Origin of the sequence: Halorubrum sp. Ea1 (assembly GCF_002252965.1) — an archaeon.
In the GTDB taxonomy this organism is placed as follows: Archaea; Halobacteriota; Halobacteria; order Halobacteriales; family Haloferacaceae; genus Halorubrum.
In genome coordinates this window covers 24343-41462 of the sequence record NZ_NHPG01000117.1, presented here as the reverse complement: position 1 = coordinate 41462, position 17120 = coordinate 24343, and the positions used below count along the sequence as shown (strand labels likewise).

Genomic DNA, 17120 nt, shown 5'->3' with positions numbered 1-17120 from the left:
ACCCCGAACCCGTCGGAGGTGTGGTGGGTGGCTGACGCCGACGACGCCGGCGGACCCGTCACGAACGACGCCGGCCCGACGCCGCGATCGACGGTCGTCGTCCCCGTCGAACCGTCGCCGACCCTCCGCGCGACGGTCTCGCACGTCGCCGAGGCCGCGGCGGACGGCGAGTTCGACGCGATCCACTTCGTGGAGATCGCCTCGTGGCGCGACGGCGACCCGGGCTCCGACGACCGCAGCGCCGAGGCCCGGCGCGTCCTCGAACGGGTGTCGGCGTGGGCGGAGGCGGACCTCGACGACGCCGACGGCGACACCGGCGACGACGTGACGGTCGTCTCGGCGCTGATCGGCGCCGACGAGTACCTGTTCGGTCCGGAGGACTACGTCGAGGTGCTCGCCGAGTACGCCGGGGAGCACGGCGCGGACACGGTGGTGCTCGATCCCGAGTACACGCCGGTCGGCAACACGACGCTGCTCCAGCCGCTGGAGTTCGCGCTCTCGAACACCTCCCTGTCCGTCCGGACGGCCCCGGTAGGGCGCCCGACCCGGCCGGAACGGCTCCGGAGCGAGGCGACGGGCGTGCGGTTCGCGGCGATGTTCGGGCTCTCGCTGGCGTTCTACTTCGTGCTCGGCGACCCGCTCTACTGGTTCGACTGGGTGACCGGCGTCGCGACCGCGACGATCGTCTCGATCACCCTCTCGCGGATCAGCTTCGACGCCGACCCGGCGATCCCGCGGACGCCCCAGCGGCTGGTCCGCGGCGCGATATACGTCCCCGTCCTGCTGTACGAGATCGTCGTGGCGAACTTGGTGGTGGCCCGCGTGATACTGGACCCGCGGCTCCCGATCGATCCGACGTTGAACCGGGTCCGCGTGATCGTCGGCAGCGGGCTCCCGCTGATGACGCTCGCGAACTCGATCACGCTGACGCCCGGGACGCTGACGGTCCGCGCCCGCGACAGCGACCTGTACGTCCACTCGCTGGTCCCGTGGGCCCGCGAGGGGCTGTTCGACGGCTCGCTGGAGCGCTGGACGCGGTTCGTCTACTACGGGCGCTCGGCGGCCCGCCTGCCGACCCCCCGCGAGCGCGACGACCACGCGATTCTGCAGGGTCCCGACGCGACCGAGGAACTGCCGATCGCCGCCGCGGACGGCGGAGCGACCGGCGATGACGCCGGGCCGGAAGCGGCGGCGGACGCCGAGTCCGGCACCGGTGACGAGGGGGTGACCGACGCGTGACGCTCGTCGACGCCACGGTCGTCGCCGGATACACGGTCGGCGACTTCCTGCTCCTCGCGGCCGCCGGGTTCGTCGTGCTCGCGATCGGGATGCTGTACCGTGCGGTGAAGGGGCCGACGATGCAGGACCGGGTGCTCGCGGTGAACGTCCTCGGGACGAACACGGTCGTCATCCTCGCGATCCTGGCCGCGGCGCTCTCGGAGCCGACGTTCCTCGACATCGCCTTAGTGTACGCGCTGTTGAACTTCCTGATGGCGATCGCCATCTCGAAGTTCACTGTCGAGCGAGGTGGTGTCCTGTGATCGAGACGCTCGGCACGCTCGGGACGGTCCGCGTCGGGCTGATCGTCGCGTTCACGCTGCTCGGGCTGTTCTTCAGCTTCGTCTCGATGGTCGGCGTGCTCCGGTTGCCCGACGTGTACTCTCGGGCGCACACAGCCTCGCAGGCGGACACGCTCGGCGCCGGGTTCGGGCTCGCCGCCGTCGCGCTCGCCGTCGGGTGGGAGGGAGCCGGCTTCAAATCGGTGCTCCTGCTGTTCTTCATCTTCGTGACGAACCCGACGGCCGCCCACGCGATCTCCCGGGCGGCCTTCGAGGAGGGAATCGTGCCGTGGACCGAGGGGGACGATCGCCGATGACGGGGACGAGCCTCCTCGCCGCTGCGGCCGGCAACCTCCTCCCGGCAGTCACACCGGCGGCGCCCGTACCCGCCCAGGTCACCGCCGTCGAGGGGAGTCTGCTCGCGTTCGTGGTGCTGACGGCGCTCGCGACGGCGCTGGCGCGCGACGTGCTCGCGGCGGTCATCGTGTTCGGCGCGTACAGCCTCGGGATGGCCGCGCTGTACACCTTCTACCGCGCGCCGGACGTCGCGCTGACGGAGGCGGCGATCTCAGCCGGCGTGACCACCGTCCTCCTCCTCTTGACGCTCGCGAAGACGACGCGGATCGACCACGACGTCGCCTTCGAGTCGGTGAACGTCCCGGCCGTCGGCGCGGTCGGGCTGCTGTTCGGGGGACTCCTGCTCACGATGGGCGACGTGCCGGCCGTCGGCTCGCCGGACGCCCCCGTCTGGTCGAACCCGGACGTGACGCAGTGGTACCTCAGCGAGTCGTACGCGCAGACCGGCGTCGACAACACCGTGATGGCGGTGCTGGCGGCGTTCCGCGGGTTCGACACGTTCGGCGAGGCGGTCGTCGTCTTCGCCGGCGGGATCGCGGCCCTCATCGTGCTCCACCGAGAGGTGTTCGCATGAGCGACGTTCGCCCCGACGAGGAGGCCGTCCGCGACGCCGCCCCGAACGAGACGAGCGCCGAAGCCGACGCGGGGGCGGTCGACGAGGGCGACGCCGACGACGTCCCGCCGCACCGCGCCCGCTCCCGGTCCGGCCGGTACGACTCCGACCGGCGCCAGGGCACGCCGTACACGGAGAGCCAAGTGATCATGCCGACGGTGAAGATCGTGGCGCCGTTCGCGTTCACCTACGGGCTGTTCATCACCTTCCACGGCGCCGGATCGCCGGGCGGCGGGTTCCAAGGCGGCGCGATCATGGCCGCCGTGGTGTTCATGATCGCGTTCGCCTTCGGGATCGAGGCGACGCGCGACTGGCTCGCCAACACCGTCGTCGTCGCGCTCGCGGTCGGCGGCGCGCTGGCGTTCGCGGGCATCGGACTGATCCCGGTGGCGCGCGGCGGCGCGTTCCTCCAGTACGACCTGCTGCCGATCCCGGTGAAGTACGGGCTGGAGAGCGTCGAGGTCTTCGGCATCGCGACCATCGTGACCGGCGTGCTCATGGGGCTGTTCTTCCTGCTCGCGAGGGGGTTCGCCTCGGAGGGGACCGGTTTCGGCGAGGGCGGAGAAGACGAGAGCGAGGAAGACGCGACCGACGAGACCGGGACCGCCGCGAATGACGCCGACGGCGTCGGCGGCGACCTCGGCCCCTCGGGGTCGGATCGCACTCCGGCGGCCGACGGAGGTGAGCGATGACAGCGACCGCTACCGTCGCGGCCGCCGGAATCGACGCCGCGGTCGCGTCCGCGGGTGTGTTCGAGGTATTCACGACCCGTCACGCCTACCTCACGTTCGCGCTGCTGCTCTGCGTCGGTCTCTACATGATGATAGCAAACCCCCACCTCGTGAAGAAGATCATCGGACTCAACCTGTTCCAGACGGCGATATTCCTGCTATTCATCGCCTCTGCCTACGTCGAGGGCGGATCGATCCCGATCGTCCACTCCGGCGAGGCGGCGACGAAGACGTTCGTGAGCCCGCTCCCGCACGTGATCGTGCTCACCGCCATCGTCGTCGGCGTGAGCCTCACCGCCGTGGGGCTCGCACTCTGCATCCGGATCTACGACGAGTACGGAACGCTCCGCACCGACACCCTTCGCGACCTGATGCGGGACGAGGGGTCGCTCCCGTCCGTCGCCGGCGACGACGGCGCGGCCGACGGAGGTGCGAGCGATGACTGACGTGCTCCTCCCGCTGGCGATCGCCGTCCCGATCGTGGCGGCGACGCTGCCGATCGCGCTCGGACTGTGGTACGACGACGTCGGCTGGCCGATCGCGGCGGTCGCGACGACCGCGGTGGTCGGGACCGCGGCCGCGATCGTCGCCGAGGTCGCGATCGGCGGACGGTTCAGCCACGCGCTCGGCACCTACCAGCCGCCGATCGGAATCGAGCTGGTGGCGGACGAACTGTCGGCCGCGGTGCTCGCGCTGATCGCGGTCGTGTCGCTGGCGACGCTCGCGTTCTCTCGGGTGGCCGGTCCCCGCGGGAACGCGTTCTACAGCGCGTACCTGCTGCTGGTCGGGGGGCTCTCGGGAATGGCGCTCACGGGCGACCTGTTCAACATGTTCGTCTTCCTCGAGATCGTCGGGATCACGACGTACGCGCTCATCGCCGCCGACCGCTCGGGGGCGAGCGCGTACGCCTCGCTGAAGTACCTCGTGGTCGGGACGGTTGGCGCCTCGCTGTACCTGGTCGGCGTCGGCTACGCGTTCCTCGCGACGGGGACGCTGAACATGGTCGACATGCGCGAGCAGATCGTCGCGCAGGCGGGGTACGGCGACCCGCTGATCCAGGCGAGCTACGCGCTGATCGTGGCCGGGCTCGCGCTGAAGATCGCCTTGTTCCCGGTCCACACCTGGCAGCCGGACGCCTACCAGCGCGCGCCGGACGCCGTCACGGCGGTCGTGGCGGCGCTCGTGTCGACGACGAGCGCGTACGCGCTGATCCGGGTGACGTACACCGTCTTCACCGTCGACTTCCTCGCCGCGAACGACGCGATCACGACGGCGATGCTCGTCGTCTCCGGGGCGTCTATCCTCGCCGGCTCGGTGCTCGCCGCGATGCAGTCCGACCTCAAGCGGATGTTCGCGTACTCCTCGGTCGCGCAGTTCGGGATGATCGGGGCCGCGATCGCGTTGGCGAACGAGACCGCGCTGCTCGGCGGGATCGTCCACCTCGTGGGGCACGGCCTCCTGAAGTTCGGGCTGTTCCTCGGGATCGGGACCCTCGCGCTCGGCTACGGCGTCCGTCGGATCGAGGACGCCGCGAGCGCCGCGCGCGAAGCGCCGTTCACGACCGGAGCGATCGCCCTGCTCGGGCTCGGGCTCGTCGGGATCCCGCCGTCGGTCGGTTTCCTCGGGAAGTGGTACATCGGGGTCGGCGCCGTCGAGTCCAGCATGGCCGGCGCCGGGCCGGCCGGGATCGGCGTCGCCGCCGTGATCTTCGTCAGCACTCTGTTCACGCTGTCGTACGTCGCGCGGCTGATCGAGCGGTTCTACTTCGCCGGCGTCGGGCTCCCGGGCGGCCACGGAGAGGAGGCGGCGGCCGGCCACGGCGACGACCCCGCGGGCGGCGCGAGCGATGACCCGGCCGGAGTGGCCGCCGATGGCGGTCGCGATGACGACCCTGCGGCCGACGATACGGGTGCGGCCGCGCCGGTCGCGCCCGTGGAGGGCGCGCCACGGCCCTCGCTGGTACCCGACCGAGTGCCGGCGGCGTCGCTGGCGATACTGGTCGTCACGACACTCGTCACGGTCGCGCTCGGCTTCGCCGGCTTCGCGCTGGCCGAGTGGTTCGGTCCGTTCCTCACGGAGGTGTTCGCATGACTGACGCTTTCATTTCAGACCCACGTCCCCTACTGGCCGTCCTCGTCTCGTTCGTCGCGGCGTTCTTCATCGTCGCGTCGCACCGCTCGCCGAACGTCCGCGAGGGGTGGACGATCGCCGCGGCGGTCGCGAAGTTCGGGATCGTCGCCTCGATGCTCCCGGCCGTCCTCGACGGCGCCGTCTTCGAGTGGTCGCTCGGGGCGTTCCTCCCCGGGATCGAGTTCGCGCTGCGCGCCGACGCGCTCGGCATGCTGTTCGCGTTCCTCGCCAGCGGGCTGTGGATCGTCACCTCCTTCTACAGCATCGGCTACATGCGGGGGAACGACGAGACGAACCAGACCCGGTACTTCGCCGCGTTCGCGGTGTCGCTGTCGGCGACGATGGGGATCGCGTTCGCGGGCAACCTCGTGACGATCTTCGTCTTCTACGAGATCCTCTCGATCGCGACGTACCCGCTCGTCGCGCACGACGAGACGCCGGAGGCGCGCTCGGCCGGTCGGAAGTACCTCGCGTACACGATGTTCGGCGGCGGCGTGCTCGTGCTCGCCGGGACCGCCCTCGTCTACCTGATCGCCGGCAACGTCTCGTTCACCGCCGGCGGCATTCAGGAGCTCGCGAACGCCGACCCCGGCCTCGCGATGCTCGCGTTCTTCCTCCTGGCGATCGGGTTCGGGGTGAAGGCCGGGATCATGCCGCTCCACCAGTGGCTCCCCGAGGCGATGGTCGCGCCGACGCCCGTCTCCGGGCTCCTCCACGCGGTCGCGGTCGTCAAGTCCGGGGCGTTCGGTGTCTCGCGGGTCGTCCTCGACGTCTTCGGCCCGGAGCTCGTCTTCGACCTATCGCTCCCGTTCGGCTTCTCGGCCGGCCTCGTGTTATCGACCATCGGGGCGATCACGCTGACGGCGGCTTCCATCATCGCCCTGCGGAAAGACCACCTGAAACAGCGGCTCGCCTACTCGACGGTGAGCCAACTGAGCTACATCATCCTCGGGCTCGGGCTGTTCGGCTGGTACGGGCTCGTGGGTGCGCTGCTGCACATCCCGGCGCACGCGTTCATGAAGCTCACCCTGTTCTTCTGCGCCGGGAACCTCCACGTCTCGACGCACACCGACTACATCTCGGAGATGGCGGGGATCGGCAAGCGGATGCCCCTGACGATGGGGGCGTTCACGGTCGCCTCGCTCGGGATGGCCGGCATCCCGCTTCTGGCCGGGTTCGTCAGCAAGTACTACATGCTGATCGGCGGGATCCGGATGGGCGCCCAACTGACCCCGGTCGCGTACTACCTCGTGGGCGCGCTCCTGCTCTCGGGCGTCCTCAACATCGCGTACTTCTGGCCGGTGATCTACACCGCCTTCTTCGAGGCGGAGGACGCCCACGACGCGAAGCCGCTCGTCGACTTCCGGATGGGCGGCGAGTCGCGGTCGACGCTGCCGGCGACCGACGGGGGGCGACCGGAGGACGAGAACGACGACCCCGAAGACGAGAGCAACGACACCGACGCCGAGGTCGACGACGTCGTCGAGAGCGCCGAGGGCGACGGGACGGTCGGGGACCCGAGCGACGACGCCGACGTCCCCGACGACTCCGACATCCCCGACGCGGAGCTCGACGACCTCCCGACCGACGCGGAGGGCGTCGTTCGCCCGGACTTCAACACGAGCGAGCGCGACTTCTCCGAGCCGGCCGAGCGCGTCGACACCGGCGACTACGCGGTCGACTCGCGCCCCTCCGACGCGGACGTGCCGTTCGGCGTCGGACGCCGCGACGAGGGCGACGCAGCGGACCGCGCCGAACCGACCGACGGCGCCGCCGTCGAAGCCGGCCGCGGTGACGACGAGGGTCACACCGATGACGGTGAACACGGCGACGGCCACGACGACCACGGCCACGCCGGCGGCCCGCCCGCGGGCGGCTGGCGTCACATCGACGGGCTCGACGCCCTCCGCGGGCGCGAGTCGACGTGGTTCACGCTCGGCCCGATCCTCACCGCGATGAGCCTCGCGGTGCTGCTCGGCGTGATCCCCTACGAGATGGGCTTCTTGGAGCTGATCGAGCTCATCGTCGACACGCGGCTCCCGGAGGAGGTGATGCGGCCGTGAACGCGGTTCTCACCTCCCTCCCGCCGTACGTCGTTCTCGCGGCGGCGGCGTTCCTCGTGCTCGGCCTCCCGCGCCGCGCCGGCCACGCGGCGGCCGCGCTGGCGACGGCGTTCACGTTCGCGCAGGCGGTGCTGCTCGGCGACGGCGGCACGGGGGCCCACCTCGCGACGCAGCTGTTCGGGTTCGACGTGGTGCTGTTCAACGTCGACCAGTTCTCCATGCTGATGGGCGTGGTCGTCGGCTTCCTCGCGACGGCGGCGGTGCTGTACGCGTACGGCACCGAGGCGCCGACGTGGGTGACCGCGTTCGCGCTGGTGTACGTCTCCTCGACGCTCGGGACGATATACGCCGGCGACTGGCTCACGCTGATCTTCTTCTGGGAGCTGATGGCCGTCACCAGCACGCTGCTGGTGTGGCAGTACGGCGGCGCGGCGGTGCGGGCCGGCTACCGCTACGCGCTGTTCCACGGTATCGGGGGGACGTTCTTCCTCGGCGCGGTCGTCGTCCACGGCGCGTCGATGCTCGGCAGCGTGCCGGCCGCCGAGATATTCCTGTTCTCGTCGACGACCGGGATCCACGCGAGCGCGACGCTGCTCGCGGCGATCGGGGTCGGGGTCAACTGCGGGTTCATCTTCCTGCACACGTGGCTCCCGGACACCTACCCCCGCCCGCACGTGGCGGCGTCGGTGTTCCTCTCCGTCTTCACGACGAAGACGGCGGCGTACGTGATGTACCGGACGTTCCCCGAGGGCGGCATGTGGCTCGCGTACCTCGGCGGGTTCATGGCCGTCTACGGGGCGTTCTTCGCCCTGCTGCAGTACGACCCGCGCCGGCTCCTCTCGTACCACATCCAGGCGCAGCTCGGGTACATGCTGGCCGGCTTCGGGCTCGCGACGTACGTCGGCGAGTTCGCCGTCACCGGCGGCTTCGCGCACCTGTTCAACAACGTGCTGTACAAGAGCCTGCTGTTCATGGCCGTCGGCGTCGTGATCTACCGGACCGGCGTCGAGGACATCAGGGACATGGGCGGGCTCTGGCGGGAGATGCCGATCACCTTCCTCGTCTACGTCGTCGGCGCGGCCTCGATTACCGCCGTCCCGGGATTCAACGGGTTCATCTCGAAGGGGATGGTGATCGACTCCGCCCACGAGCTCCACAACTTCGAACTCCTCTTCGGCGAGGGGCTGCTGTGGTGGCTGCTGATCCTCGGCGGCGTGGGGACGTTCATGTCGTTCATCAAGCTCGGCTACTACGTGTTCTTCCACGGTTCGGCGACGCTGTCGCCGAAGGACGCCACGGCGTTCCAGACCGCCGGGATGCTCCTCGCCGGCGGCGCCTGCGTCTTCTTCGGGGTGTTCTACTACCAGCTGATCGAGCTGATGCCGTTCACGGAAATCATCCTCGGCGAGGACGTCTACTTCAAGCCGTACAGCGCGAGCCACCTGACGGAGAGCGCGGCGCTCCTCGTGACCGGGTTCGTCGGCTTCTTCGCGCTGAAGCGGCCGCTCGGCTGGCTCGCGCACCACATGCGAGACGTCGACGCGGTGACGTACCCGGCCGCGTTCTACCTCGGGCGGGGGTCGATCTGGGGCGTCACGGCGCTGTGGGCCGCCGTCGACCGCGCCGTGATGCGGTTGGTCGCGGCGATCAAGCGGACCGCGATGCACCCGCGGACGGCGGTCGCGGGGCTCGGCGTCGACGTGGAGATCCGAACCGGGATCGGCCGCAGCGTCCTCTTGTTAACGCTCGCGGCCGGGGTCGCGCTGTTCGCGTTCCTGCTCGGCTGAGCGGGAGTTACGAACGGCTTCGTCGGACTCTTATTTTCGGACGGACGGAAGTCGGCGTTCAGCGTGATGGGTTTCGAATTGTATGAGAAAATTTATAACTAATCCGTCACCCGGTTGGGATGTGTCCCTCCAACCGTTACAGGTACCCGGCGGCCCCGAGCTGCTCATACTCCTCGTCGTACTGCTCGTCGTCTTCGGCCTCGTCGGCCGATGGGTGTACCGGGACGCGAAATCCCGCGGGAGCGACTGGGCGTGGCAGTGGGGAGTCGGTATCGGACTGCTGTTTCTGTTCGGCCTCGTCCCCGGACTGCTCGGACTCCTCATCTACGTCACGGTGCGAGACGAGGTCGGCGAACCGACGTGAGCTCCGCGAACTACGCGGCTCACGACGCGCGATCAGCGGGCCGAGCCGTCGCTCTCTGAGCGTTTCAACGGCGTCGAAAAGGAGGAAGCGGCCGCGTCGTCAGCGTCCGGCTCGTCTGGACGCGGCGGCGGCTCAGTACTCCTCGTACGCGAGGTTCATCATCCACTGCGAGAAGGCGTCGGCCTGCGGGTCGACCTCTTCCTCGCCGATGAACGGTGACAGCATGTCGTCGGCCATCAGCAGCGAAAAGTCCAGATCGCGGGGGGCGGGCTCCAAGTAGTACGTGTTGTGTCCGTCGTACACCGTATCGGACCGCTGGATGAGGCCCGACTCCTCTAACGCCTCCGCGATGCGGCTCCCCTTGCGTGAGGAGACATCGAGTTCCTTCCAGAAGTCGCTCTGGTGGATGCCACCGGTCTCGCGGATGAGTTCGAGGCCGGCCTGCTCGTCCTCCGACAGCTCGGCCTCGAGTTCGGACACGCTCATGGTCGAACACCCGCCCGCGAGTCGCTTAAAACTGGCTTTCCGTCCCGTCGCGGCGCCTCCGGGCGCGACGGGATCGGGGGCGATCGCCGTCTCGGGCGCCCGTCCGCCGCCGTCAGAACTCCGCCGGTAGCGACACCGGCTCCGCGGGCGTCTCGCAGGGCGGGCCGTCGGCGTAGGCGAACTCGGCATGCTCAGTCGGGTCGGCGCTCGTGCGGATCCGGGTGAACGACCGCGTCCCGAACCCGTCGCCGTGGAGGCAGGCGCCGTACTCGTGGTCGGCGAGGACGCCGCTCGCGCGGTCGAGCCACGACCCGCCCGACTCGCCCGGCTCGGGGACCAGTTCGGCCGCGATCCGACGGGCGCTGTCGGCGCGCTCCTCGGCGAACTCCCGGCGACGCTCCGGCACCGAGAACCGCTCGACGCCGTTCACCACGCCGCCGACGTTGCCGACGACGTGGACGCCGGGGTCGAGCCGGGTGACCGCGATCCCGCCGTCGTACGAGAGGAGGAACGCGGCCGCGTCGTCGGCGATCACGAGGTTGAACCCGTCGTACGACCGCTCTTCGAGATCGCGCTCGACCCCACGCACCGCGGTCTCCGCGGAGTCGGCCTCCAGGCAGTCCCGCACGAGGAGTCCCCTGGAACGGTCCCCGTCGCGGTCGGCGTCGAGCCAGCGGTTGGTGACCGCGACGGCGACGCCCGACTCCGAGAGGCCGATCCACGTCCCGCCGGCCTCGGCGTCGCGCGGGGCGACGTACCGAACGCCGTCGTCGCCGGCGGGATCGCGCACGGCCGGCGGTTCGGCCTCCCTGTCGAGCGCCTCGTCGCGGTTGGCGGCGAGCGCGGTCGGCGCGTCGCCGAACACGCGCCACGCGAGGGCGAGAGTACACACGATAGCCGTTGCGGACGACGAGGAGGAAAAACCCGCGATCGGTCGGAGCCATTCTTTACTCGCAATAAAAGAAATCTTTTGGTTGCTGACCCCGTCGGTCGGTGTATGAACGCGATAGCCGTGTACGAGGGGGCCGACGAACCGGTCGTGACGGAGAAGCCGCGACCGGAGCCGGCCCCGGGGGAAGCGCTCGTCCGGACCCTCCGGGTCGGCGTGGACGGGACGGACCACGAGGTGATCGCCGGCGGGCACGGCGGGGCGCCCGAGGGCGAGGACCACCTCGTGTTGGGTCACGAGGCGGTCGGGGTGGTCGAGGACCCGAACGACACGCCGTTCGAGGCCGGCGACGTGGTCGTCCCGACGGTGCGCCGTCCCCCCAACGGCGCGAACGAGTACTTCGCGCGCGGCGAGCCCGACATGGCGCCGGAGGGCCGGTATCACGAACGCGGCATCGTCGGCGCGCACGGGTTCATGGCCGAGTACTTCACCAGTCCGGCGGAGTTCCTCGTCGCGATCCCGCCCGCGCTCGCCGAGTGGGGGTTCCTCGTCGAGCCGATCTCGATCGCGGAGAAGGCGATCGAGCACGCGTTCGCCAGCCGGTCGGCGTTCCACTGGGAGCCCGAGTCCGCGCTGGTCTTGGGCAACGGCTCCCTCGGGCTGCTCACGGTGGCGGCGCTCGACGCCGACTTCGACCGGATCCACTGCCTCGGTCGCCGGGAGCGCCCGGACCCGACGATCGACATCATCGAGTCGCTGGGCGCGACGTACGTCAACTCCAACGAGACGCCCGTGCCGTCGGTGCCGGAGGCGTACGAGCCGATGGACTTCGTCTTCGAGGCGACGGGCCACGCGCCGCACGCCTTCGAGACGATCGAGGCGCTCGCTCCCAACGGGGTGGGCGCGCTGCTCGGCGTGCCGGGCGACTGGGAGTTCGAGATCGACGGCGGCCGGCTCCACCGCGAGTTCGTCCTCCACAACAAGGCGCTCGTCGGGAGCGTCAACTCCGGCTACGAGCACTTCGAGGCCGCCGTCGACTCCCTGTCGCGGTTCTCGGCGGGGTTCCTCGACGATCTGGTCACCGGCGTCTACGGGCTCGACGAGTTCGAGGCCGCGTTCGCGGATGACGACACGACTATTAAAACGGCGGTCGAATTCGGCTCATATGAAGAACGTTGACGACCTGATAGACAGCGCGGCCGAGCTCGCGGACCACGGTCTCTCGAAGGGAGAGATCGCCGACGAGCTGAACGTCTCCCGTGAGACCGCGAGCTGGCTCGTCGAGCGCGGCGGGGGGGGCAACGCCGCGGCCGAGACCGCGGCCGCCGAGACGACGACCGACATCCACGTCGACTGGTCGGCGCTGGGCCGCGACTCGACGCGGCTCGGCTACGCCGCGAGCGCGATGGCCGACCTCCTCGCGAAGCAGGGCGAGGAGGTCGACCTGACGGTGGGGATCGAGAAGGCCGGGGCTCCGCTCGCGACCGCGGTCGCGAGCCGGCTCGACACCGACCTCGGCACGTACGCGCCCGCGAAACACCAGTGGGACGAGGGCGACATCGACGAGCAGGGCGGCGGGTTCTCGCGGAACTTCGCCGGGATCCGCGACCGCGACTGCTACGTCGTGGACGACATCATCACCTCGGGGACGACGATGCGGGAGTCGATCAACGCGATCCGGGAGCAGGGCGGCGAACCCGTCGCCTGCGTCGTGCTCGTCGACAAGAAGGGGTACGACGAGATCGACGGCGTCCCGGTGTACTCGCTCGTGGACGTCGTTCGCGTCGACCGCGACGAGTAAGCGCTCCCGACGAGGAGCGGTCGCAGGCGTCGCCCTGCGTGGATCTCTCGTTCCCGTGCGGAACCCATTTGCCGCGGCGGCGCGTATCGAAGCCCATGACGTTCCAGCCCGAGTCAGAGGCCGACCCCGACGAGATCGAAGCGCGCGTTCACGAGACCATCGCCGAGAACGACGTGGTCCTGTTCATGAAGGGGAACCGGCTGATGCCCCAGTGCGGCTACTCAAAGCGCGCCGTCGAGCTCATCGGCCAGCACGTCGAGGAGTTCGAGACCGTCGACGTGCTCCCCGCCCTGCCGCACTACCGAGAGGCGCTGGAGGCCGAGAGCGGCTGGGAGACAATCCCGCAGACCTTCGTCGACGGCGAGTTCGTCGGCGGGAGCGACGTGCTGGCAGAGCTGGAGGAGCGCGGCGAGCTGGCCGGCGAGCTCGGCGCCGAGTAGGACGCGAGCCCACCCGCTCGCGACGACGCCCGATCTTGGGAGTCGAAGGGCAGTCCATATAAACCTACGGTGCCTAGTTAGGGTAGACGCAGCCGCTGCCGCCGTGCCGACCGTCTCGACCCATCTCACCCAACCAACAATGACAGGCCGCGTGTTCAGACTTCATTCGACGCTCGAACTGCCACTCGAAGACGTGGAGACGTACTTCGAAGAAGACCCCGACCTCCCGCCGGAGATCGACGACATCGACATCACGCGTCGAAACAACACCCTCATTATCAAGGCCCTGTCCGACGACGAGAGCATCAGCAAGTACACGCCGACCGCCCAGCTGAAGGCGTCCGTCACGGAGACGCGCGTCTGGGAAGAGGAGCCGCCCCGCGCCGGCGGCCCCCAGTGGATGGACGACGAGGAGGAGGAGATCCCCTCCGAGCTCGTGGAGTTCGCCTGCTTCAAGGGCGATCGCGAGACCGTTCTCCAGAACTCCGCGCTCCAGTACCCCATGTTCCTCGTGCTCCGCGAGCTGGCGCAGCTCTCGGAGAAGGGGACGCTGACCGCGATCACGGAGGAGGAGGACGAGCTCGAAGCGACGCGGATCGTCGAGGGTGAGCCGCGTCCCGCGAGCATCGAGGTCGTCGAGAGCCCGCAGGGCGCCGGCGACGGCGACGGCGGCGTCAACTGGCGCGACAACGAGTTCATCTCGGACTGAGACCGCCTCGGCCCGGGCGCGGAGACCGTTCTCACGCACGCCACACGCGGCGAGCGACCGCGCCGCGGACCGCCGACGCTTTAGGCGCTCCGGACGTCTGCCCGCCAATGACCGACGACTGGGTGAGCCTCTTCTCGGGCGGGAAGGACTCCTCGTGGGCGCTGTACCGCGCGCTGGAGGAGGGCCTCGACGTCTCGCGGCTCCTGACCGTCCACCCGGCGGGCGACTCGTACATGTACCACACGCCGGCGACGGAGCTCGCCGAACTCGCGGCCGAGAGCGTCGGGATCGACCTCGTCGAGGTCTCGCCGGACGACTTCGGCGCGGACGACGTCGACGACGCGGGCGCGCAGGGCGACGCCGAGCTGGAGCCGATGGAGGCGGCGCTCCGGGAGGTCGCCGCCGACGACGACGTCGACCTCGCCGGGGTCACCGCCGGCGCGGTCGAGAGCGAGTACCAGACCAGCCGCATTCAGGGGATGTGCGACCGCCTCGGGATCGACCTGTTCGCGCCGCTGTGGGGCGAGGACCCGGTCGCGCTCGCGGAGGCGATGTTCGACGCCGGCTTCGAGATCCGGATCGTGCAGGTCGCCGCCTACGGGCTCGACGAGTCGTGGCTGGGGCGACGCTTCGACGCCGACGCGCTCGCGGAACTGATCGACCTGCGCGAGGAGTACGGCGTCCACGCGCTCGGCGAGGGCGGCGAGTTCGAGACGTACGTCGTCGACGGCCCGCACATGGACCGCCGGATCGAGTTCGAGTACGACGCGGTGTGGGAGGGCGACCGCGGCCACGTCGAGGTCCGGGACACGCGGCTGGAGTGAGCTGGCGACGCTACCAGAAAAGCCTCCGAAAGCGCGCTACGGCCAGCTGCCGGCCTGGTCGTAGGCGTCCACGATGCGGCCGATGGCGACGACGTAGGCCGCGGTGCGGAGGTCGCGGACGTCGCGTCCCTCGTAGGCCTCGACGATGCCGTCGAACGCCTCCGTGATCACGCGTTCGAGCTCCTCGTTAACCCGCGACTCCGTCCAGCTGAACCGCTGTCGATTCTGCACCCACTCGAAGTACGAGACGGTGACGCCGCCCGCGTTGGCGAAGATGTCGGGGACGACGTAGACGTCCTTCTCGGCGAGGACGTCGTCGGCGTCGGGAGTGAGCGGCCCGTTCGCGGCTTCGACGATCACGTCGGCCGCGACGTCGGTCGCGAGGTCGCCGTCGATCGCGTTCTCCAGCGCCGCGGGCACGAGCAGGTCGACGTCGAGCGTCAACAGCTCCTCGTTCGTGATCGGTTCGGCGTCGCCGTAGCCGGAGACGGCGCCGGTCTCGCTCTTGTAATCCTTCACCGCCCGCGGGTCGAACCCGTCGGGGTCGTGGATACCCCCGGAGGAGTCCGAGACCGCCACCACGTCGGCACCGAGGTCGTCGATGAGGGCGGCCGCGACGGAGCCGGCGTTGCCGTACCCCTGTACCGCGACCGTCGCGCCCGCGAGGTCGCGGTCGAGCCAGTTTAACGTCTCGCGCGCGGCGAGCGCGACGGAGCGACCGGTCGCCTCGACGCGCCCCTCGCTGCCGCCCGAATCGATCGCCTTCCCGGTGATGACGCCGGGCGCGGTCGTGTTCTCAAGCGTCTCGTAGGTGTCTTTGATCCAGTTCATCTCCCGCTGGCCGGTGTTGACGTCCGGCGCCGGGATGTCGCGGTCCTCGCCGATGATCGGGCGGAGCTCGGTCGCGAAGGCGCGCGTCAGCCGCTCTAACTCGCTCTCCGAGTACTCTCCGGGGTCGATCGCGATCCCGCCCTTCCCGCCGCCGTAGGGCACGTCGACGACGGCGCACTTATACGCCATCCAGCCCGACAGCGCCTTCACCTCGTCGCGGGTGACGCCCGGGTGATAGCGGATCCCCCCCTTGTACGGGCCGCGATCGCCGTTGAACTGCGAGCGGTACGCGCGGACCGTCTCCAGCGATCCGTCGTCGCGTTCGAACGTCAGATTCGTCTCCAGCAGTCGCTCCGGGTTCTTCAGCCGAGTGAGAATTCCCGGCGGCGCGTCGAGGTGCGCCGCGGCGTCGTCAACCTGTTCCTGCAGACTTTCGAACGGATTCGCCTGATCGCCCATGTGAACTCGTCTCCGGGGACCGGGGTTAATTGTGACGGACGATCAGCGGGATGCGGGATCGCGGTTGGGGGGCGCGGCGAACGGCTCCGCTTCCGCTCGCCGCGGTCCCTATCGCGGGTCGAGCCCGGCGGCCGCCGCTCGCTCGACGATCCGCTCCGCCCGCGCGATCAGCGGGGCGTCGATCATCTCGCCGTCGACGCTGAAGACGCCGCGGTCGTCCCGGTCGGCCTCGTCGCAGGCGTCGAGGACCCGCGCCGCCCACTCGACCTCGTCGGGGTCGGGCGTGAACGCCTCGTTGATAGGCTCGACCTGCGACGGGTGGATTGCGAGCTTCCCGTCGTAGCCGAGCGTGCGCGCGAACGCCGTCTCCTCGCGGAGCCCCGCGGTGTCGGAGAAGTCAGTGTACACCGTATCGAGCGCGTCGACGTCGGCGGCGCCGGCCGCGAGGACCGCGTGCTCGCGGGCGTACAGCACCTCGGTTCCCTCGTCGGTGCGCGTCGCGCCCAGGTCCGCCGCGAGGTCTTCGGCGCCGAAGACCAACGCGTCGGTCGGTTCCGCGTCGGCGATCGCCTCGGCGGCGAGCACGCCCCCCGCCGTCTCGACGAGCGCGAACACGGCGGGGTCGAGCCCGCGGTCGGTACACAGCGCGGCCGCACGGTCGACGCGGTCGGCGCCCTCGACCTTCGGGAGCATGACCGCGTCGAGTCGCGGCGAGCGCTCGGCGTCGTCGGTGCCGGGCTGGACGTCACCGGTCGCCGCGCTCGCTCCGACGAGCGCGTCGAGGTCGGCGGCGGGGTCCGTCGCCGTGAGCCGGACGCAGACCTCCGTATCGGGGTCGAAGTCGGGATCGGCGAGCAGGCCGCGGACGGCGGCTCGGGCCTCGTCCTTCCGGCCGGGGGCGACGGCGTCCTCGAGGTCGAAGCAGACCACGTCAGCGCCCGTCGCCGGCGCCTTCCGCATGAGTTCCGGGCGATCGCCGGGGGAGAACAGGAGGCTTCGTCGGGCCATGTCGGGCACTCCTCGCGGCCGAACATAAAGAGCCGGGCCGTCCGAATCCGAGACCCGCCCGGCGCCCGG

At 70.1% G+C, this 17120-nt stretch carries 19 protein-coding genes; 15 read left to right on the top strand and 4 right to left on the bottom strand.

Annotated features, from left to right (window positions below; genetic code table 11):
* Nucleotides 1–18 precede the first annotated feature (18 nt).
* The 10 genes from DJ73_RS14515 to DJ73_RS14470 all read left to right on the top strand — a co-directional run bounded on the left by DJ73_RS14515 (nt 19) and on the right by DJ73_RS14470 (nt 9604).
* Nucleotides 19–1239, top strand: a complete 1221-nt coding sequence (locus tag DJ73_RS14515; RefSeq protein ID WP_094558309.1) for a monovalent cation/H+ antiporter subunit E — start codon at nt 19–21, stop codon at nt 1237–1239.
* Nucleotides 1236–1541 (top strand): cation:proton antiporter, encoded by a 306-nt coding sequence (locus DJ73_RS14510; protein ID WP_094523859.1) that lies wholly within the window; start codon nt 1236–1238, stop codon nt 1539–1541. Before DJ73_RS14515 ends, DJ73_RS14510 begins: the two co-directional genes overlap by 4 nt.
* The gene (gene mnhG, locus DJ73_RS14505; RefSeq protein ID WP_198948057.1) at nt 1541–1876 is read left to right on the top strand and encodes a monovalent cation/H(+) antiporter subunit G; all 336 of its coding nucleotides are present in this window, start codon (nt 1541–1543) and stop codon (nt 1874–1876) included. Before DJ73_RS14510 ends, mnhG begins: the two co-directional genes overlap by 1 nt.
* Nucleotides 1873–2490 (top strand): DUF4040 domain-containing protein, encoded by a 618-nt coding sequence (locus tag DJ73_RS14500; protein WP_094523858.1) that lies wholly within the window; start codon nt 1873–1875, stop codon nt 2488–2490. Before mnhG ends, DJ73_RS14500 begins: the two co-directional genes overlap by 4 nt.
* The gene (locus DJ73_RS14495; protein WP_094523857.1) at nt 2487–3221 is read left to right on the top strand and encodes an MnhB domain-containing protein; all 735 of its coding nucleotides are present in this window, start codon (nt 2487–2489) and stop codon (nt 3219–3221) included. Before DJ73_RS14500 ends, DJ73_RS14495 begins: the two co-directional genes overlap by 4 nt.
* The gene (locus DJ73_RS14490; protein WP_094523856.1) at nt 3218–3706 is read left to right on the top strand and encodes a cation:proton antiporter subunit C; all 489 of its coding nucleotides are present in this window, start codon (nt 3218–3220) and stop codon (nt 3704–3706) included. Before DJ73_RS14495 ends, DJ73_RS14490 begins: the two co-directional genes overlap by 4 nt.
* Nucleotides 3699–5351 (top strand): proton-conducting transporter membrane subunit, encoded by a 1653-nt coding sequence (locus DJ73_RS14485; RefSeq protein ID WP_094558308.1) that lies wholly within the window; start codon nt 3699–3701, stop codon nt 5349–5351. Before DJ73_RS14490 ends, DJ73_RS14485 begins: the two co-directional genes overlap by 8 nt.
* Nucleotides 5348–7453, top strand: coding sequence for a cation:proton antiporter (locus tag DJ73_RS14480; protein WP_094558307.1), 2106 nt, complete (start codon nt 5348–5350; stop codon nt 7451–7453). Before DJ73_RS14485 ends, DJ73_RS14480 begins: the two co-directional genes overlap by 4 nt.
* Nucleotides 7450–9240, top strand: coding sequence for a Na(+)/H(+) antiporter subunit D (locus DJ73_RS14475; protein ID WP_094558306.1), 1791 nt, complete (start codon nt 7450–7452; stop codon nt 9238–9240). Before DJ73_RS14480 ends, DJ73_RS14475 begins: the two co-directional genes overlap by 4 nt.
* Nucleotides 9241–9361: 121 nt before the next feature.
* The gene (locus tag DJ73_RS14470; protein WP_241881504.1) at nt 9362–9604 is read left to right on the top strand and encodes a hypothetical protein; all 243 of its coding nucleotides are present in this window, start codon (nt 9362–9364) and stop codon (nt 9602–9604) included.
* A gap of 132 nt (nt 9605–9736) precedes the next feature.
* Here DJ73_RS14470 and DJ73_RS14465 read toward each other — a convergent pair whose 3' ends face one another.
* Together DJ73_RS14465 and DJ73_RS14460 are read right to left on the bottom strand one after the other, a co-directional pair.
* Nucleotides 9737–10090: a MarR family transcriptional regulator gene (locus DJ73_RS14465; protein WP_094523851.1), complete on the bottom strand. Its 354-nt coding sequence runs from the start codon at nt 10088–10090 to the stop codon at nt 9737–9739.
* A 112-nt stretch (nt 10091–10202) separates the two neighbouring features.
* On the bottom strand, nt 10203–10982 hold the full coding sequence (locus tag DJ73_RS14460) for an NRDE family protein (protein WP_094558305.1): 780 nt from the start codon (nt 10980–10982) through the stop codon (nt 10203–10205).
* A gap of 105 nt (nt 10983–11087) precedes the next feature.
* On the opposite strand from DJ73_RS14460, the gene DJ73_RS14455 reads away from it, so the two are divergent.
* The 5 genes from DJ73_RS14455 (at nt 11088) to DJ73_RS14435 (ending at nt 14753) form a co-directional block, all read left to right on the top strand.
* Nucleotides 11088–12158 carry a glucose 1-dehydrogenase gene (locus DJ73_RS14455; RefSeq protein ID WP_094523849.1) on the top strand — a complete coding sequence of 357 codons (1071 nt, stop codon included), beginning with the start codon at nt 11088–11090 and terminating at the stop codon, nt 12156–12158.
* A complete protein-coding gene (gfcR, locus tag DJ73_RS14450; protein ID WP_094558304.1) occupies nt 12145–12780 on the top strand; it encodes a transcriptional regulator GfcR in 636 nt (211 codons plus the stop codon). The genes DJ73_RS14455 and gfcR overlap by 14 nt, the downstream gene beginning before the upstream one ends.
* Nucleotides 12781–12875: 95 nt before the next feature.
* Entirely contained in the window at nt 12876–13220 is a 345-nt protein-coding gene (locus DJ73_RS14445; protein WP_094558303.1) for a glutaredoxin, read from the top strand.
* A 139-nt stretch (nt 13221–13359) separates the two neighbouring features.
* Nucleotides 13360–13929, top strand: coding sequence for a hypothetical protein (locus DJ73_RS14440; protein ID WP_094527214.1), 570 nt, complete (start codon nt 13360–13362; stop codon nt 13927–13929).
* Between the two features lie 107 nt (nt 13930–14036).
* Nucleotides 14037–14753, top strand: a complete 717-nt coding sequence (locus DJ73_RS14435; protein ID WP_094558302.1) for a diphthine--ammonia ligase — start codon at nt 14037–14039, stop codon at nt 14751–14753.
* A gap of 36 nt (nt 14754–14789) precedes the next feature.
* Here the strand turns inward: DJ73_RS14435 and DJ73_RS14430 are convergent, their stop codons facing one another.
* Entirely contained in the window at nt 14790–16043 is a 1254-nt protein-coding gene (locus tag DJ73_RS14430) for a Glu/Leu/Phe/Val dehydrogenase (protein WP_094523844.1), read from the bottom strand.
* A 108-nt stretch (nt 16044–16151) separates the two neighbouring features.
* Nucleotides 16152–17051 (bottom strand): CoA ester lyase, encoded by a 900-nt coding sequence (locus tag DJ73_RS14425; protein ID WP_094523843.1) that lies wholly within the window; start codon nt 17049–17051, stop codon nt 16152–16154.
* Nucleotides 17052–17120 lie beyond the last annotated feature (69 nt).

Coding starts and splice junctions, on each gene's coding strand:
- DJ73_RS14500 (WP_094523858.1), top strand. CDS start 1,873: ATGACGGGGACGAGCCTCCTCGCCGCTGCGGCCGGCAACCTCCTCCCG.
- DJ73_RS14495 (WP_094523857.1), top strand. CDS start 2,487: ATGAGCGACGTTCGCCCCGACGAGGAGGCCGTCCGCGACGCCGCCCCG.
- DJ73_RS14490 (WP_094523856.1), top strand. CDS start 3,218: ATGACAGCGACCGCTACCGTCGCGGCCGCCGGAATCGACGCCGCGGTC.
- DJ73_RS14485 (WP_094558308.1), top strand. CDS start 3,699: ATGACTGACGTGCTCCTCCCGCTGGCGATCGCCGTCCCGATCGTGGCG.
- DJ73_RS14480 (WP_094558307.1), top strand. CDS start 5,348: ATGACTGACGCTTTCATTTCAGACCCACGTCCCCTACTGGCCGTCCTC.
- DJ73_RS14465 (WP_094523851.1), bottom strand. CDS start 10,090: ATGAGCGTGTCCGAACTCGAGGCCGAGCTGTCGGAGGACGAGCAGGCC.
- DJ73_RS14455 (WP_094523849.1), top strand. CDS start 11,088: ATGAACGCGATAGCCGTGTACGAGGGGGCCGACGAACCGGTCGTGACG.
- gfcR (WP_094558304.1), top strand. CDS start 12,145: ATGAAGAACGTTGACGACCTGATAGACAGCGCGGCCGAGCTCGCGGAC.
- DJ73_RS14445 (WP_094558303.1), top strand. CDS start 12,876: ATGACGTTCCAGCCCGAGTCAGAGGCCGACCCCGACGAGATCGAAGCG.
- DJ73_RS14440 (WP_094527214.1), top strand. CDS start 13,360: ATGACAGGCCGCGTGTTCAGACTTCATTCGACGCTCGAACTGCCACTC.
- DJ73_RS14435 (WP_094558302.1), top strand. CDS start 14,037: ATGACCGACGACTGGGTGAGCCTCTTCTCGGGCGGGAAGGACTCCTCG.
- DJ73_RS14430 (WP_094523844.1), bottom strand. CDS start 16,043: ATGGGCGATCAGGCGAATCCGTTCGAAAGTCTGCAGGAACAGGTTGAC.
- DJ73_RS14425 (WP_094523843.1), bottom strand. CDS start 17,051: ATGGCCCGACGAAGCCTCCTGTTCTCCCCCGGCGATCGCCCGGAACTC.